11 protein-coding genes are annotated in these 16,487 nt (G+C 71.1%); 3 read left to right on the top strand and 8 right to left on the bottom strand.

Annotated elements, in window-relative coordinates:
- The first annotated feature begins 8 nt into the window (after positions 1-8).
- On the top strand, positions 9-1,100 hold the full coding sequence (locus CACI_RS07905) for a DUF2330 domain-containing protein (RefSeq protein ID WP_012785799.1): 1,092 nt from the start codon (positions 9-11) through the stop codon (positions 1,098-1,100).
- On the opposite strand, the gene rny is transcribed toward CACI_RS07905, so the two are convergent.
- From rny to CACI_RS07880, 5 genes are all read right to left on the bottom strand, one after another.
- Entirely contained in the window at positions 1,057-2,676 is a 1,620-nt protein-coding gene (rny, locus tag CACI_RS07900; protein WP_395994331.1) for a ribonuclease Y, read from the bottom strand. The genes CACI_RS07905 and rny overlap by 44 nt on opposite strands.
- Positions 2,677-3,020: 344 nt before the next feature.
- Positions 3,021-4,094, bottom strand: coding sequence for a regulatory protein RecX (locus CACI_RS47085; protein ID WP_012785797.1), 1,074 nt, complete (start codon positions 4,092-4,094; stop codon positions 3,021-3,023).
- A gap of 3 nt (positions 4,095-4,097) precedes the next feature.
- Positions 4,098-5,249, bottom strand: a complete 1,152-nt coding sequence (gene recA / locus CACI_RS07890; RefSeq protein WP_012785796.1) for a recombinase RecA — start codon at positions 5,247-5,249, stop codon at positions 4,098-4,100.
- Positions 5,250-5,358: 109 nt separating this feature from the next.
- Positions 5,359-6,693, bottom strand: coding sequence for an MFS transporter (locus CACI_RS07885; RefSeq protein ID WP_012785795.1), 1,335 nt, complete (start codon positions 6,691-6,693; stop codon positions 5,359-5,361).
- A gap of 157 nt (positions 6,694-6,850) precedes the next feature.
- Entirely contained in the window at positions 6,851-7,036 is a 186-nt protein-coding gene (locus tag CACI_RS07880) for a DUF3046 domain-containing protein (protein ID WP_041541332.1), read from the bottom strand.
- 46 nt (positions 7,037-7,082) lie between these two features.
- On the opposite strand from CACI_RS07880, the gene CACI_RS07875 reads away from it, so the two are divergent.
- On the top strand, positions 7,083-11,897 hold the full coding sequence (locus tag CACI_RS07875; protein ID WP_012785793.1) for an ATP-dependent helicase: 4,815 nt from the start codon (positions 7,083-7,085) through the stop codon (positions 11,895-11,897).
- A gap of 103 nt (positions 11,898-12,000) precedes the next feature.
- Here CACI_RS07875 and CACI_RS07870 read toward each other — a convergent pair whose 3' ends face one another.
- From CACI_RS07870 to CACI_RS07860, 3 genes are all read right to left on the bottom strand, one after another.
- Positions 12,001-12,768: a TSUP family transporter gene (locus CACI_RS07870; RefSeq protein WP_012785792.1), complete on the bottom strand. Its 768-nt coding sequence runs from the start codon at positions 12,766-12,768 to the stop codon at positions 12,001-12,003.
- Between the two features lie 393 nt (positions 12,769-13,161).
- Complete coding sequence (locus tag CACI_RS07865; RefSeq protein WP_012785791.1) at positions 13,162-13,686, bottom strand: SAV_6107 family HEPN domain-containing protein; 525 nt, start codon at positions 13,684-13,686, stop codon at positions 13,162-13,164.
- A 134-nt stretch (positions 13,687-13,820) separates the two neighbouring features.
- The gene (locus CACI_RS07860) at positions 13,821-14,225 is read right to left on the bottom strand and encodes a DUF6504 family protein (protein ID WP_012785790.1); all 405 of its coding nucleotides are present in this window, start codon (positions 14,223-14,225) and stop codon (positions 13,821-13,823) included.
- Between the two features lie 1,015 nt (positions 14,226-15,240).
- On the opposite strand from CACI_RS07860, the gene CACI_RS45240 reads away from it, so the two are divergent.
- Complete coding sequence (locus CACI_RS45240) at positions 15,241-16,242, top strand: glycosyltransferase family 2 protein (protein WP_143765171.1); 1,002 nt, start codon at positions 15,241-15,243, stop codon at positions 16,240-16,242.
- The last annotated feature ends 245 nt before the right edge of the window (positions 16,243-16,487 follow it).

The raw sequence follows: 16,487 nt of genomic DNA, 5'->3' as shown, positions 1-16,487 counted from the left end.
GGAGCAGAATGCGAAGATGGGTGGCCAAGACGTTGACGCTCGCGCTGGCGGCGGGCGGGCTGCAGGCGGTCGGGGTGGCCGATCCGGCTTGGGCGTGCGGGTGCGGGGCGATGATCCCGGGCTCCGGCGGCACGATGAGCGTCGCGCGCGAGCAGGCGGTGGTGCGGTTCGACGGGACGACGGAGAACGTCGTCATGCGGTTCTTTACGCAGAGCAACGTCACGGACGCCGCGTGGGTGATGCCGGTACCGGCTCAGGCGACGGCGAAGCTGGGCGACCAGGCCTTGTTCAGCGATCTGACAGACGCCGAGGAGCCGGTCGCCGCCGTGCACCACTATTTCTGGCCGCACATCGGGGGATCGTCGGGCAACCGGGGGGTGTACGAGGGCGCGCCGGCTGCGGCGCCGCCGTCGGCTGTGCAGGTGCTCAGCGACCAGCGGATCGGCGAGTTCGAGGTCGCGAACCTGGCGTCGTCGGACCCCAAGGCGCTCGGCGACTGGCTGAACCAGCACAGCTTCACGCTGAAGGACAGCACCGCGAGCCGGCTGGCGGCGTACACGAGTCAGGGCTGGAAGTTCGTGGCCGTACGGCTGGCCTCCGGGAGCGCGGCGGACCTGAACGGCGTCCTGGACCCGATCAGCCTGTCGTTCCCGGCGAAGAGCGCCGTCTACCCGATGCGGCTGTCGGCCGGGGCGACGACGCCGCAGAACGTGCAGGTCTCGGTGCTGGCGCCGCATCGGATGGACGCCGCCAGCTCGCCGATCGCCGCCGAGTCGACGCCCTCGGCGTTCGGGGACTGGATCGACCCGTCGAAGGTCGGGCCGGCGCTGGCGAGCCTGGCGGCGGGGCGGATGTTCCTGACCGTGTACGACGGCTTCTTCTCCGAGCCTTCGCTGATCACGCAGGACTACGCGTTCGCGCCGGCGTCCTCCGACTGGGTGCAGCACAGCACGTATGACAAGGAAGAGCTGCTGACGGTCCTGGGGATCCCGGTGTACCTGATCGTGCTGCTGGTGCTGGCTGCCGGAGCGGTGCTGCTCGTGCGGTGGCGGTGGGTCAGCGTGCGTACTCGGTCGCGCGCGACTCCCGCACCACGGTGATCCGGATCTGTCCCGGGTAGGTCAGCTCCTCCTCGACCTGCTTGGCGATGTCCCGCGCGATGACCTGCGCCTGGATGTCGTCGACCGCGTCGGGGACGACCATCACCCGGATCTCGCGGCCGGCCTGCATGGCGAAGACCTTCTCCACGCCTTCCTGCTCGGCCGCGATCTGCTCCAGCCGCTCCAGACGCTTGACGTAGGCCTCCAGCGATTCCCGGCGCGCGCCGGGGCGGCCGCCGCTGATCGCGTCGGCGGCCTGCGTCAGCACCGCCTCGACGGTGCGGACCTCGACCTCGTTGTGGTGCGCCTCGATGGCGTGGACGACGTCGTCGTGCTCGCCGTACTTGCGGGCGATCTCGGCGCCGATCAGCGCGTGGCTGCCCTCGACCTCGTGGGTCAGGGCCTTGCCGATGTCGTGCAGGACCGTGCAGCGCTTGAGCAGCACCGGGTCCAGCCGCAGCTCGGAGGCCATGATCGAGGCCAGGTGCGCGGACTCCACCAGGTGCTTGAGCACGTTCTGGCCGTAGGAGGTGCGGTAGCGGAGCTTGCCGAGCAGGGCGATCAGCTCCGGGTGCATGTCGGTGATGCCGAGCTCCATCAGCGCGTCCTCGCCGGCGCGCACGCACAGCGTCTCGACCTTGGCCTTGGAGCGCTCGTAGATCTCCTCGATGCGGTGCGGGTGGATCCGGCCGTCCAGGACCAGCTCCTCCAGCGTGAGCCGGCCGACCTCGCGGCGCACCGGGTCGAAGCAGGACAGCAGGACCGCCTCGGGCGAGTCGTCGATGATCAGGTTGACCCCGGTGATCGACTCGTAGGCCCGGATGTTCCGGCCCTCGCGCCCGATGATCCGGCCCTTCATGTCATCGCTGGGCAGGTGCAGCACGCTGACCACGGACTCGGCGGTCTGCTCGCTGGCCACCCGCTGGATGGCCAGGGCCACGGTCTTGCGGGCGCGCTTGTCGCCCTCGTCGCGCGCCTCCTGCTCGATCTGCCGGATCAGCACCGCGGCCTCGCGCTTGGCCTGGTTCTCGATCGACTTCACCAGCTCGGTCTTGGCCTCGCCGGCGGACAGCGCGGCGGCGCGCTCCAGGATCGCGCGCCGCTCGTCCTCCAGCGTCGCCAGCTCGGCCCGCTTGCGCTCCAGCTCGGCGTCGGCCGCGGCCAGCTCGCGCTCCTTGTCGGCGGTCCGGCGCAGGTCGGCGTCCAGCCGCTCCTCGCGCTCGGCCTGCCGGGCCTCCCGCCGCTCCAGGTCCAGCCGCAGCTCGCGGATGTCGTCCTTGAGCACGCGCGTCTCGGCCTCGGCCTCGTCCCGGATCCGGCGCGCGCGGTCCATCTCCACGGTCGCGGCGGAGGCCGCCTGCTCCCGGATCTGCACGGCCTGGGCGTCGGCCTGCTTGCGCACCTCGGCGGCCTCCCGGTGCACGGCGGCCAGGTCGCGCTGGGCGGCCACGACCGCGGAGGCGTGCTCGCCCTCGCGCGCCTGAGCCCGCTGCGCCAGCTCGGCGACCTGCTTGTCGAAGTCCTCGTAGGCGCTCTTCTTGAGATTGTTGATGCGGCGGGAACCGCCGACGTTCATGCCCACGAGCAGGCCGACGCATGCCGCGACCACCGCTGCGATCGCGATCAATAGGCCGACCATTTAGTTCGCTCCCAGCGCGCTTGAGTGATCCTTCGATGATCCCTCACTGAGTGCGAGGTTAGGGCGAGGTAACAATACGGTCAAGGAGGAGTGTGGTCGACAACCATTGGTGTCGTCGGGAAAAGCCGATGAAAACACCGGATGGAGTGGTGTTCTGGCAAACCGGCGCACAAGGTGGCGACACGGCGGTACAGGGTGGCGCGCCGGGGCGTTGTCGGGGCTTAGTCGGGGTGTCGGCGGGCGCCGATGCTCACACCACGGCGCCGAACGAGGGCCGAGGGTCAGTCGAAGCCCGGATCGCCGAGATCGACGTCCAGCCCTTCCTCGGCCAGCGCCTCCTTCACGACCCGGAAGGCGATGGAGGAGGAGTAACCCTTGCGCGCGAGCATCCCGACCAACCGCCGGGTGCGCACCTGCGGATCCAGACCGCGAGTCCCGCGCAGCCGGGAGTCGACAAGTCGGCGCGCGGTGGCGGCTTCCTGGTCCTCGTCGAGCGTGGACAGCGCCTCGGCGGCGGTCTCGTCGTCGATCCCGCGCTTGCGCAGCTCGTAGCCCAGGGCCCGCTTGGCCAACCCGCGCTCGTTGTGGCGGGAGCGGACGAAGACTTCGGCGTAGTCGGTGTCGTTGAGCAGGTGCAGCTCCTCGAACCGATCGAGCGCCGCCTCGGCGATGTCGTCCGGGATCTCCTTCTTGCGCAGCCGATCGGCCAACTGCGAGCGGGTCTGCATCTGCCGGCCCAGGTGGTACATCAAGATGTTCTTCGCGCGCTGCTCCAGCTTCTCGCGCGAGAGCTGCGGCTTGGGCTTGTCGGCATCGGCCGGATCCCGGTCCTTGCGACGCGACGACCAGCCGCCGGAGGTCTTCTTGGCAGCGCTCTTCTTCGCCGAAGCCGAAGCTGAAGCAGACGATGCCGACGCCGACCCGCCGCGCCGGTCCTCGCCGAAGTCGCGCCGCTGGCCGGAGCGTGCCGAATCCCCGCGCTCCGACTGCTTCGACGGCTCCGATCGCTTCGACGGCTTCGGCACAGCGCCTCGGCCACCGGAGGAATCGCCCAGCGAGGCCCAGCCGCTCGGCGCGGAATCGGTGCCCGGCTCGGCGGGCGCGGCCCAGCCGGGCGCGCCGTCGTCAGATGCGCTCGGCTCGCCCTGCCCCGAGCCCGCTCCAGACTTCGCTGCTGACGCGTCGGTACTCCGCGCGCCCCAACCAGGCTCGCCCTGCGAGCCCGCTCCGGTGTTGTCTTCCCCCGTGCCAGAACCCGGCGCGGCCCACCCGGGCGCGCCGTCGCTCTCCCCCTCCGCGGCCAACCAGTCGGGACCGGCTCCCTCGTCCTGGAACCGGCCCCAACCGGCGCTCACCTACTACTCCTCCGCACCGGCCGCGGCGGCAGCCGTCTTGCGCGCCCGGCTGGTCTTGGCCGGCTTGGCCGCGACCTCCTCGGCCGGGGCACCGTCGGCGGAGGCGGCCGGCGCGGGCACGGTCGCCGTCGCGCCGTCGGCCGGCTCGTCGAGCTTCGGCCCGATCCCCAGCTTCTCCTTGATCAGCTTCTCGAGGCCGTCGGCGACGTCCGGGTTCTCCTTCAGGAACCGGCGCGCGTTCTCCCGGCCCTGGCCGAGCTGGCCTTCCGAGTACGTGAACCAGGCGCCCGCCTTCTTCACGAACCCGTGCTCGACGCCCATGTCGATCAGCGAGCCCTCGCGCGAGATGCCGGAGCCGAAGACCACGTCGAACTCCGCCTGCTTGAACGGCGGGGCGACCTTGTTCTTCACGACCTTCACGCGGGTGCGGTTCGCGACCGCCTCCGTGCCGTCCTTCAGCGTCTCGATACGCCGGATGTCCAGGCGGACCGAGGCGTAGAACTTCAGCGCGCGCCCGCCGGTGGTGGTCTCCGGCGAGCCGAACATCACGCCGACCTTCTCGCGCAGCTGGTTGATGAAGATCACCGTGGTGTTGGTCTGGTGGATCACCCCGGTCAGCTTGCGCAGCGCCTGGCTCATCAGGCGGGCCTGCAGACCGACGTGCGAGTCACCCATCTCGCCCTCGATCTCGGCCTTGGGCACCAGGGCCGCGACCGAGTCGATGACGATGATGTCCAGCGCGCCGGAGCGGATCAGGGTGTCGGCGATCTCCAGCGCCTGCTCGCCGGTGTCCGGCTGGGAGATCAGCAGCAGGTCGGTGTCCACGCCGATGTTCCGGGCGTAGTCCGGGTCCAGCGCGTGCTCGGCGTCGATGAACGCCGCCTGGCCGCCGGCCTTCTGCGCGTTGGCGACCGCGTGCAGCGCGATCGTGGTCTTGCCGGAGGACTCCGGGCCGTAGATCTCCACGACCCGGCCGCGCGGCAGCCCGCCGATGCCCAGGGCCACGTCCAGGGCGATCGAGCCGGTCGGGATGATGTCGATCGGCTGCACCGAGCGGGCGCCCAGGCGCATCACGGAGCCCTTGCCGAAGTTCCGCTCGATCTGGGCGAGGGCGGCGTCGAGCGCCTTCTCGCGGTCGGTGGTCGTTGCCGCCATGGGTGCTTGCCTCTTTTTCTCCGGGTACTTCACGTCTGACGGTCTTGAACGTAGAGGACGCCACTGACAAAAACTGACTCGGCCGCGTCCCGCAAGCTTTGACCGCCTCTCACGGTACCTGGGGTGCCACGTCTTCTTGTACGGAACGCCCCGGAATGTTGGCGGCGACCCCGGGGCGCCGCACCGCGGTCACGACCACGAGCACTGCGACCGGCGCCAGCAGCGCGACCGCGAGACCGGCCAGCCAGGAGTACCCGAGCGTCCCGACCACCAGCCCGGCCAGCGCCGCCCCGCCGGCCGAAGAACCCTGCATCACGAAGTCGCTGGCGCCCTGCACCGAGGGCCGCACCCGGTCCGGCGTGGACTCGGTGAGCAGCGTCGAGCCCGCCACCACGCCGCAGGACCAGCCGATCCCCAGCAGCAGCAACCCGGCCATCAGGTACGACCGGGACCCCATCGGCGCCGCACCGACCACCAGGCACGCCGCGCTCAGCACCACCAATCCCGCGCCGAGCACCGGGATCCGCCCGATCCGGTCCACCGCGGCGCCGACCAGCGGGGAGAACGCGTACATCCCGGTGATGTGGACCGACAACACCAGCCCGATCACCGTCACCGACATGCCGTCGGAGTTCATGTGCACCGGCGTCATCGACATCACCGAGACCATGACCGTGTGCGAGACGGCGACGACCGCGATCGCCAGCACCGCGTACGGCGAGGCGCCGATCACGGCGAAGGACTCCCGCAGCGTCAGCCGCTCCGGCGCCGCCGCGTCCTCCCCGCGCAGCTCCCGCGCGACCAGCAGCGGATCAGGACGCAGCAACAGCCCGAGCACGAGCGCGGCTCCGCACAGCGCGAACCCCGACCACAGGAACGCCCCGGCCAGCGGCGGCAGCCCGAGCGCCCGCGCCGTCCCCTCCGCCGGATGCCCGAGGTTGGGCCCGAGGATCGAGCCGACGGTCACCGCCCAGATCACCATCGACAGCGACCGCCCGCGGCGCTCGGCCGGCGCCAGGTCGGTGCCGGCGTACCGGGCCTGCAGGTTGACCGCCGACGCCGAGCCGAACAGCGCCATCCCGCCGAGCAGCAGCGGATAGGCGTGCAGCCGCGCGGCCAGGACGATGACCAGGGTCCCGACGATCGCCGCGCCGTAGCCCAGGACCAGGCCGGGGCGCCGGCCGCGAGCGGCCATGATGCGCGAGAGCGGGATGGCGGCGCAGGCCGCGCCGAGCGAGGAGAAGGTGCCGGTGAGCCCTGCCAGACCGGCGTTCCCGGTGATCTCCTTGGCCAGCAGCGTCGACAGCGAGAACCCGGTCGAGGAGCCGATGCCGCCGAGGATCTGGCTGCCGATGAGGACGCGGACGGTGCGCCGCTGGACGGCGGCCGCGCGCCCGGCGACGGCGACGAGGTCGGGGGATATTCGAGAGTCGGCTGCGGTCACATGTGGAACGTAGCGGGGATCCTTACCCGGCCGGAAGTGGCTGCGCGGATGGACAGATGACGATTCCGGCCACCGCTCCGGCCACTGCTCCGGTCACTGCTCCGGCCACTGCTGGAGCACCGCCTGGAGTAGTGGCTTGACCCCGCCTGGAGACCGGCTAGAAGAACGGCAATTCCCGATCTCTGGCGACCGCGGCCCAGATGTCCTTCACGTCGATGCCGTCCCGCAGCGCCTCCATCACGGTCCGGCCGCCCAGGTCGCTCATCACATGGTCCCGGGAGAACGAGTCGGCGAGCGGCCCGAGCTCCTCCCGCATCCGCTCCCAGAAATCTTGAAGCCGCATCGTCCCTGACCGCATGACCCCCAGTCTGTCAGAGGGACCAGGCACTATGGACCGTATGGCAGCGTCTATCCGAAAGGCAGGGTCCGCGGCCCTGAGCCACTTCCACCCGGCCACCCAGGCCTGGTTCACGGCCGCGTTCGCCGAGCCCACGACCGCTCAGGCCGGAGCCTGGAACGCGCTCGCCGAGGAGAAGAACGCCCTGGTCGTGGCGCCGACCGGGTCCGGCAAGACGCTCGCGGCGTTCCTGGCCGCGCTGGACCGGCTGGCCTTCGGCCCGCCGCCGAGCGAGCCCAAGCGCCGCTGCCGCGTCCTGTACGTCTCGCCGCTGAAGGCGCTGGCCGTCGACGTCGAGCGCAACCTGCGCGCGCCGCTGGCCGGCCTGAAGCAGGCCGCCGCGCGCCTGGGCCTGCCCGAGCCGGACGTCGACATCGCGGTCCGCTCCGGCGACACCCCGGCCGACCAGCGGCGCAGATTCATGACCAAGCCCTCGGACATCCTGATCACCACCCCCGAGTCGCTGTTCCTGCTCCTCACCTCCGCCGCCCGCGAGTCGCTGCGCGGCGTGGAGACGGTGATCATCGACGAGGTCCACGCGGTCGCCGGGACCAAGCGCGGCTCCCACCTGGCCGTCTCCCTGGAGCGGCTGGACGCGCTGCTGGAGCGGCCGGCGCGGCGGATCGGGCTGTCGGCGACCGTGCGGCCGGCCGAGACCGTCGCGCAGTTCCTCGGCGGTCCGCATCCGGTGCACATCGTCGCGCCGAAGATCGCCAAGACCTTCGACATCCGGGTCTCGGTGCCGGTCGAGGACATGGGAGCGCTGGACACCGACGACGGCGAGCTGGTCGCCGCCGACCAGACCGGGCGCCGGCAGGTGTCGGTGTGGCCGCATGTCGAGGCGGCGGTGGCGGACCTGATCGAGCGGCACCGCTCGACGATCGTCTTCACCAACTCCCGGCGGCTGGCCGAGCGGCTGACCGGCAAGCTGAACGAGGCGCACTGGGAGCGGGTCACCGGCGGCACCGCCGGTTCCCCCGGTTCCCCCGGTTCCCCCGGTTCCGACCCCGAGCGCGATGCTCGTGACCCTCTCGAGGAACCGCTGAGCGTGAAACAGGTGCTGGCAGCCTCGCCGCCGGCGGAAGTGATGGCTCAGGCCGGGCAGGTCTCCGGCGCCCCGCCGGTCCTGGCGCGCGCGCACCACGGCTCGGTGTCCAAGGAGCAGCGCGCCGACATCGAGGAGGCGCTGAAGGCGGGCAACCTTCCGGCCGTCGTCGCCACCTCCAGCCTGGAGCTGGGCATCGACATGGGCGCGGTGGACCTGGTGATCCAGGTGGAGTCGCCGCCGTCGGTGGCTGCCGGGCTGCAGCGCGTCGGGCGCGCCGGCCACCAGGTCGGCGCGATCTCGCGCGGCGTCATCTTCCCCAAGTACCGGGGCGACCTGGTGCAGTCGGCGGTGGTGGCCGAGCGGATGGCGTCGGGGTCCATCGAGGCGCTGAAGGTCGTGCGCAACCCGCTGGACGTACTGGCCCAGCAGATCATCGCGATGGTCGCGATCGAGGACTGGCCGGCCGCCGATCTCATCGCCCTGATCCGCCGCGCGATGCCGTTCACCGCGCTGCCGGACTCGGCCTACGAATCAGTGCTCGACCTGCTCTCCGGCCGCTACCCCTCGGACGAGTTCGCCGAGCTGAAGCCGCGCATCGTCTGGGACCGCGTCGAGGGCAAGCTCTCGGCCCGTCCCGGCGCGCAGCGGCTGGCCGTCACCTCCGGCGGCACCATCCCGGACCGCGGCTACTTCGGGGTCTTCCTCGCCGGCGCGAAGGAGGGCGCCAAGCGGGTCGGCGAGCTGGACGAGGAGATGGTCTACGAGTCGCGGGTCGGTGACGTGTTCACGCTGGGCTCCTCCTCCTGGCGCATCGAGGACATCACGCACGACCGCGTCCTGGTCTCCCCCGCCCCGGGCATGCCGGGCAAGCTGCCGTTCTGGCACGGCGACGCCCTGGGCCGTCCGCTGGAGCTGGGCCGCGCGCTCGGCGGCTTCCTGCGCGAGCTGGGCAAGGCCGACGAAGCGGTGTCGAAGGCCCGGCTGAAGGAGTCCGGCCTGGACGAATGGGCCGCCGACAACCTGCTGTCCTACCTGCGCGAGCAGAAGCAGGCCACCGGCCGTATCCCCGACGACCGCACCATCGTGGTCGAGCGCACCCGCGACGAACTCGGCGACTGGAAGATCCTGGTCCACTCCCCCTTCGGCGCCCAGGTGCACGCCCCCTGGGCTCTGGCCATCGGCACCCGCCTGCGCGAGCGCTACGGCTTGGACGCGCAGGTGATGCACGCCGACGACGGCATAGTGCTGCGCCTGCCGGACACCGACGCGGCCGACCCGACCACCGAAACCCTGGGCCTGCTGTTCGGCTCCGACGAGATCGAGGAGATCGTCACCGGCGAGATCGGCGGCTCGGCGCTGTTCGCCTCCCGCTTCCGCGAGTGCGCCGGTCGCGCGCTCCTTCTGCCGCGCACGCGCCCGGGCAAGCGCACGCCCCTGTGGCAGCAGCGGCAGCGGTCGGCGCAGCTGCTGTCGGTGGCGGCGAAGCACGCGAGCTTCCCGATCGTGCTGGAGGCCGTGCGCGAGGTGCTGCAGGACGTGTACGACGTGCCGGGGCTGATCGAGCTGTGCCGCGACATCGAGGCGCGCAAGGTGCGGATCGTCGAGGTGGAGACCGCGCAGCCCTCCCCGTTCGCCCGCTCCCTGCTGTTCGGCTACATCGCGCAGTTCATGTACGAGGGCGACTCCCCGCTGGCCGAGCGCCGCGCCGCCGCGCTGTCGCTGGATCCGGCGCTGCTGGCCGAACTCCTGGGCCAGACCGGCCTGCGCGACCTGCTGGACCCCGACATCCTCACGGCGCTGGAGGAGGAGCTTCAGTACCTGACGCCGAACCGCCGCGCCCGCGATGGCGAGGATGCCGCCGACTTGCTGCGTCTGCTCGGTCCGCTGTCGACGGCCGAGGCTGCGGCGCGCGGCATCGAAGCGGCGTGGCTGGTGGACCTGGAGAGCGCGCGCCGGATCATCAGGGTCCGTATCGCCGGCGAGGAACGCTGGGCTGCGATCGAGGATGCGGGGCGCTTGCAAGACGCTTTAGGCGTGCCACTGCCTGTGGGCATCCCGGAGGCGTTCACGGCTGTCGTCGCGGACCCGCTCGGCGACTTGGTCGCGCGCTACGCGCGTACGCACGGCCCGTTCAACGCCATCGAGCCCGCGACTCGCTTCGGTATCCCGGCGTCGTCGGTCATCGCAGCCTTGGAACGTCTCGCGGCTGCGGGCCGTGTGTTGTCCGGGGAGTTCCGCCCCGGTGGCAGCGGCATGGAGTGGTGCGACGCCGAGGTGCTGCGCCGCGTGCGCCGCCGGACGATGGCCGCGCTGCGCAAGGAGGCTGAGCCGGTACAGCCGCGGGCGCTGGCGATGCTGCTGCCGGCGTGGCAGTCGGTCGGGCGCGCTGCTGCGTCCCCGTTGCGCGGCACGGACGGCGTTCTCCGGGTAGTGGAGCAATTAGCCGGTGCAGTGGTCCCTGCCTCCGCCTTGGAACGCCTGATCCTGCCCTCCCGGATCGTGGACTACTCCCCGACCATGCTCGACGAGCTGACGTCGTCCGGCGAAGTGGTGTGGGCCGGCGCCGGATCGCTGGCAGGCGACGACGGCTGGGTGACCCTGTGCCCCGCCGAACTCGCGCCCCTGCTCCTTCCCGAACCCTCCGAAGCCCTGGACCCCGGCCCAGTGCACGAGGCGATCCTCGAAGCCCTCGGCGAAGACGCGGCTCTGTTCCTGCGCGGAATCGTCGCGCGCGTCAGCGACACGTTCTCCTCTGGCGAAGTGTTGTCAGGGCTCTGGGACCTCCTGTGGGCCGGCTACATCACCAACGACACCCTGGCACCCCTGCGCGGCCTCCTCGGCTCCGGCAAGAGCGCTCACAAGACCCGCCGTCCGACTCCCCGCGGCCGCTACGCGCGCTTCGGCGTGGCAGCGGTAGCGGCGGACCAGAACGCCTCAGCCGCCGTGAGCCCCTCCGCCGCCGGCCGCTGGTCCCGCCTCGCCCCGCGCATCGCCGACCCGACCCGCCGCGCCCACCTGCTCGGCGAGGTCCTCCTGGACCGCTACGGCGTAGTGACCCGCGGCTCAGTGATGAGCGAGCACATCCCCGGCGGCTACGCGGGCGTCTACTCGGTCCTCTCCGCCTACGAGGAAGCCGGCCGCACCCGCCGCGGCTACTTCGTCGAAGGCCTCGGCGCCGCCCAGTTCGCCGCCGAAGGCGCCGTCGACCGCCTCCGCTCCCTGGCAGCAGCCCTCGAAACCCTCCAGAACCGCGAACACGAAGCCACCGGCGCAGCCCTCGACGACAGCGTCCACAAACTCATGGGCACCCCCCACGAGTACACCCCCCGCCGCCCCAAAAAAGACCCCGAACGCATCGGCGCCCTAGTCCTAGCCGCCACCGACCCCGCCAACGCCTACGGCGCCGCCCTCCCCTGGCCCACCCGCCCCACCCCCGAAGACCCCAACGCCACCACCAACACCGGCCACAAGCCCGGCCGCAAAGCAGGCGCCCTAGTAGTCCTCGTAGACGGCGCCCTAACCCTCTACGTCGAACGCGGCGGCCGCACCCTCCTCTCCTGGACCGAAGACCCAGCGGCCCTCCAACCAGCAGCCGACGCCCTAGCCCTCACCGTCCGAGACGGCTGGCTCGGCAAACTGACCGTCTCCAAAACCGACGGCGAAGACGTCCTCTACGCCGGCAAAACCTCCCCCCTGGCCCAAGCCCTCGCAGCCGCCGGCTTCCGCACCACCCCCTCAGGCCTCCGCCTCCGCAGCTAGCCCACAAGAGTGAAAGCCCCGACAACCAAAACCGCCCCCCATCACGTGCTCCAGATAGGAGTCGCGTGGAGGGCAAGCGGCAATCACAAGCTCGGCAGCTCGGCTAGCTGAACTGGTCGAAGCCCATCTTCACCACCATCACCGCCACCACGACCAGCAGCACGCCTCGCACGAATCCGGCGCCGCGCTTCAGCGCCAGGCGTGCTCCGATGCGGGCGCCAATGATGTTGCAGGCGCCCATTCCTGCGCCTAGCGCCCACATCACGTGGCCTTGCGTGGCGAATACCAGCAGGGCGCCGAAGTTCGTGCCGGCGTTGACCACTTTGGCCATCGCTGAGCCGGCGACGAATGACGTACCGATGCCCACGGCGAAGCAGATGATCAGGAATGTGCCGGTGCCCGGGCCGAAGATGCCGTCATAGAAGCCGATTCCGATGCCCGCCGCCAGGGTCGTGGCCAGGCGGCGGCGCGGTGACGCCTCCATGCCCGCCTCCTGGGCGCCGAACGAGGGCCGGAACACCACGAACATCGCGACGCAGACCAGCAGCGCCATCACGATCGGGCGGAACACGCTCGTCGGCAGGCTGGACGCCGAGACCGCGCCGAATCCCGCGCACACCACGGCCAGCGCCGCAGCGGGGAGCATCACGCGCCGGTCCACTTTCGTGCGGCGCAGGTACGTGGCCGCGGCGGTGCTGGTGCCGGATATCGATGCGAGCTTGTTCGTGCCGAGCGCAGCAGCCGCGGGCAGCGTCGGATACGCCAACAGCAGCGCGGGCAACTGAATCAGCCCTCCGCCGCCGACGATCGCGTCCACTCCGCCGGCTCCCGCCGCCGCGCCGAGCAGGCCCACCCCGTGCGCCATGTCCATGGGCCCGGACACTAACGATCGCGGATCACGTCGTGATCACGCCGCTGGTCGCCGCATGGGCAGCAGACTCCGGAATCAGCGGCTCGGGCGCCAGACAAGCACGCAGAAGCCGAGTCGATAGGCGAGAGCCCGCGTGTCGGCACACCCGGCGGCGCAGCGAAGGGCTACAGTTAGCGGCGCGCACTCGCCCACGCACCACCACCGAGCGGCCGCACACTCCCAGCGGGCAGCCGTCATCGAACCCTGGCCACCTGACTACCTGGCCAGCGTCGAGTCAGCGCGAACGCTGCCATCGGCGCCCGGCGAAAGCGCGATCGATCGTCGCGCACAGTGCGGCGGCTTCAACCGCCTCCCGGCCAGTGATCCGGCCGAGCAACAGGTGTCTCTCCCCGGTCAGCTCGCGGCTGGCTGCTCCCCTGAGCTCAGCGGCAGCCCGTCCTGGTAGGGCAGCCCGAGCAGTTGCGCCACGACTCCCAGGTACACCTCGGCCTCGCGCGCCAGCTCGGCGGCTTCGGCGTCGGTGACCGCGTTGGGCAGGCCGGCTTGCGCGGCGGCGCGGCGGGTAGCGCCGGAGGCGAAGTAGGCGGCCCAGTCGGCCAGTTCCGGGGCTTCGCGGTAGAGGAGGTCCCAGACGCTGCGGGGGCGGCGGCGGGTCGGTGCGGCCGGGACTGCTCGTGCGGTCACCACGGCGGCCGAGGCGTGCAGGGCTGCCATGTGGGCGCCGCAGTAGCGGTCGTAGGGGTGCGACGTGGTCACGGCCTCGGCCAGCTCGTGCACGGCCTGTTCGAACAGGTCGCGCGCCGAGCGGGAGGCCGGGCCGCGGCGGTGTCCGCCGGCGCCCATCGGGGGCAGCGGCGGGGGGTGGGCCCGGGAGCCTGCTATCGGTCCCGTGTCCGGGCTTGTGAGAGCGGCGGGCATAGTTCCCTCCCTGTACTAGTCAGGGTCCACTGATGACATGTCGGACACTCGCCGCATGTCTCTTCCACAGTGACAGGCCCCACTGACAAAAACAGGTGTTCAAGCCGGGAAATCCCCGTGAACGGCCGTGGTGATCAGTTCTCCGGGAATTTCAGCACTCTGCCGAGGTGCTCCGGCAGGCTGCTGAGGGACTCCGCGACGAGCAGCCAGCCGCCGGTGGGCACGTCGTGGCAGAGCTGGAACACCTCCACGTCGCCGTCCCGGCCCACGCTCGCGCGCACGCTCCACAGCTCGCGCTCGACCTCCCGGTCGCGGCCGAAGACCAGGGTCTCGACCGTGCCCAGGCGCAGGTCGGTGCGCAGCAGCACCGACGGGAGCTCGCCGGAGTCCGCGCCGACCTGGATCCAGTGCGACAGGACCTGGCGCACGCGGTACAGCTTGCCGCGCCAGATGAAATGCGCCGGCTCGCCGTGGCGGCGCAGTACGTCGATCAGTTCGTCATCGGTGCTCACCGCGGCACCCGTCCCATTCGCACTCATCGCAGCCTCCATAGCCGCCACCTCAGTCATCCGCACGCCCGGACCGGCCAACGGGCAGCCACGGGCTTCCCCTCCCGCGACTGCCCGGCGGGGAGGCCGTTCCGGGCGCCGGACCCATCATCGAATCTTTGTTCGACTCGAACCAGGCTACCCCCGCGGGCCACCCGGCCTCAACGGAATCGGGTCAAGACTCGCTCAAATGAGTGAATCGGCATCCTGGCGACGATCACCGCCAGACCGTCCGGCCGACACCCGACCTGCATCTGACCAGCATCTGACCTGGCTCGCGAGGCAATCCACGCCGCATCGAGCCCACGTCCGACCCGCGAAAACGACGACGGCGGCGGAGGAAAACCCTCAACGCCGCCGCGCTCTCGCGAGCGCCCGACTGTCCGCCGCCCGCTCGAATACGCCCGATCCGGTCCCGTTTCACGAAGCTCTGCCGCCCCGTGTCGGCAGTGCCTCATCAAACGGGACCGGGTCTTCCCCCATGAACGACACGCGGCCGGCCCAGTGCCTCCCCGACACTCCCCACCGTGGCGCGTCCGTCGCGTGCCGTCAGTAAGTGTGGCGCATGGCACCGACAGTCCTCATGGGTATTAGTACTCAGGTCCAGCTTGAGTACCTGCACATACGTCCGACGGCGGAGACGGCGGACGCTGTTACTAAATCGCAACATACAGAATGCTGTAACACTGCAACCCAACCCACCCCCTCGAACGTCTATATGGGTGATCGGAAGTGCCGCTTCTTTGCGGCCTCCGACGCACCCGGTGGGGGTGCTAGTGGGGGTAGGGAAGGCCATTCGGCCTTGGCGGGATCCGCGTCTGTGGGGGCGTGGGTCCCGCCCCTTTGTTTGCGGGAGCCCTTAGCGGCTGCCCTTACGGGAGCTCCTAGCGGAAGCCGTTAGAGGAGCACGCATCTGGCTCGTTTAGTTCCCGCGCAGTCACCCTCACGGCCCACCCTCCTTTCCTCCACGCTGCGATCAAGCCGCCAGGTGGGGATCCTTGAGCCCGTGGGACGAAATCGACACCCGGCAGGCGCCTCGCCCGCACTGCCCGCGCCGTCTGTGCCGTCCGCCCTGTCCGCCGACCCACCCCCGGCAAACGAGATCGTCTCGGTCCTCGTCCCGCTCCTGAACGACGAACGCCGCGTCCTGCGGTGTGTGCGGGCTCTGCTGAGCCAGACCCGGGTGTCGAAACTGGACGTGGTCTTCCTGGACGCGGGCTCCACGGACCTCACCCGCCGCCTGGTCTTGCAAGCCGCGATGGACGACCCGCGCGTGCGCCTGCTGGTCGGCGCACCTACCCCACAGGGATGGTGCGCGCACGCTCACGCCTGCGAGCAACTCGCGGTCGCCGCACGCGGCAAGGCGATGGTGTTCGCCGACCCGGGCTTGGCGTTGGCGCCAGGCGCGATCGCCTCTGCGGTGGCGGCACTGCGCGGACCGCGCCGGATGGACTTGGTCGTCGCCGAGGCGCGACGACGAACTCCCGTCGACCGCACACCGGCAACCGGACCGCGGCCGTCCACATCGGCGCGCTTGCTCGCGGTCGACAGCGAGACCTACTGGCGAGTCGGCGGCCATTGCAACGCAGCACACGACGCACACGGCGAGACGGGACTGGTACGCGCGGTCCGGCGAGCCGGCGGGCAGGTCGCGACGCTCGACGGACGGCACGCAATAGAGTTCCTGGACGGCTCGCTATGGCCGCGCGAGCGCGCAGGCATTGCGGCCGCGACAGGCAGCGGCGGACGGCACCCGCTATACGACACGGAGAACTCGATCCTGCACTCCTTCACGGACACCGCGCGGCGTTTGCTGGCGGCGTTCACGACGGCGCCAACGCAGGTACGGCCCGCCACTTCGCGCCCGGCGGGACAGGTGCGGCGCGCGCCGATGCGGCCGACGGCGGCGCCCGCCGGACCGGTGGCGGACGCGGCGGCGAACCGGGCAGCGGGGTACGCGGCGAAGGCGATGGCCGAGGCGGTCGCGGCGGTGGATGCGGGGCGCTGAGGCCGGCGGCGAGCGGCGGCGCGGCGCTGAGGCCGGCGGCGGCTGCGGAGTCGGGGAGCTGAGCCATTCGGCGGGGCACGAGCAGCAGGCGGCGATCCAGCCAACGGCACCGGGCCGAACGCTCGTACCGCCAACAGCGCTGGGCAGATCGCACTTTTACGTTACGGCGCCAGGACGGCACCGAGCCGAACGCTCGTACCGTCACCAGCGCTGGGCCGATCGCGCTTTTTACGTTGCGGCGCCAG

Source organism: Catenulispora acidiphila DSM 44928, from assembly GCF_000024025.1.
Classification (GTDB): domain Bacteria; phylum Actinomycetota; class Actinomycetes; order Streptomycetales; family Catenulisporaceae; genus Catenulispora; species Catenulispora acidiphila.
This window is presented reverse-complemented; position numbering and strand designations above follow the sequence as displayed.

Excerpts from the sequence above, each read along its gene's own strand:
- rny (WP_395994331.1), bottom strand. The coding sequence starts at position 2,676 with ATGAACGTCGGCGGTTCCCGCCGCATCAACAATCTCAAGAAGAGCGCC.
- CACI_RS07905 (WP_012785799.1), top strand. The coding sequence starts at position 9 with ATGCGAAGATGGGTGGCCAAGACGTTGACGCTCGCGCTGGCGGCGGGC.
- CACI_RS07880 (WP_041541332.1), bottom strand. The coding sequence starts at position 7,036 with ATGCGGCTTCAAGATTTCTGGGAGCGGATGCGGGAGGAGCTCGGGCCG.
- CACI_RS07870 (WP_012785792.1), bottom strand. The coding sequence starts at position 12,768 with ATGGACATGGCGCACGGGGTGGGCCTGCTCGGCGCGGCGGCGGGAGCC.
- CACI_RS07875 (WP_012785793.1), top strand. The coding sequence starts at position 7,083 with ATGGACCGTATGGCAGCGTCTATCCGAAAGGCAGGGTCCGCGGCCCTG.
- CACI_RS07860 (WP_012785790.1), bottom strand. The coding sequence starts at position 14,225 with ATGAGTGCGAATGGGACGGGTGCCGCGGTGAGCACCGATGACGAACTG.
- recA (WP_012785796.1), bottom strand. The coding sequence starts at position 5,249 with ATGGCGGCAACGACCACCGACCGCGAGAAGGCGCTCGACGCCGCCCTC.
- CACI_RS07865 (WP_012785791.1), bottom strand. The coding sequence starts at position 13,686 with ATGCCCGCCGCTCTCACAAGCCCGGACACGGGACCGATAGCAGGCTCC.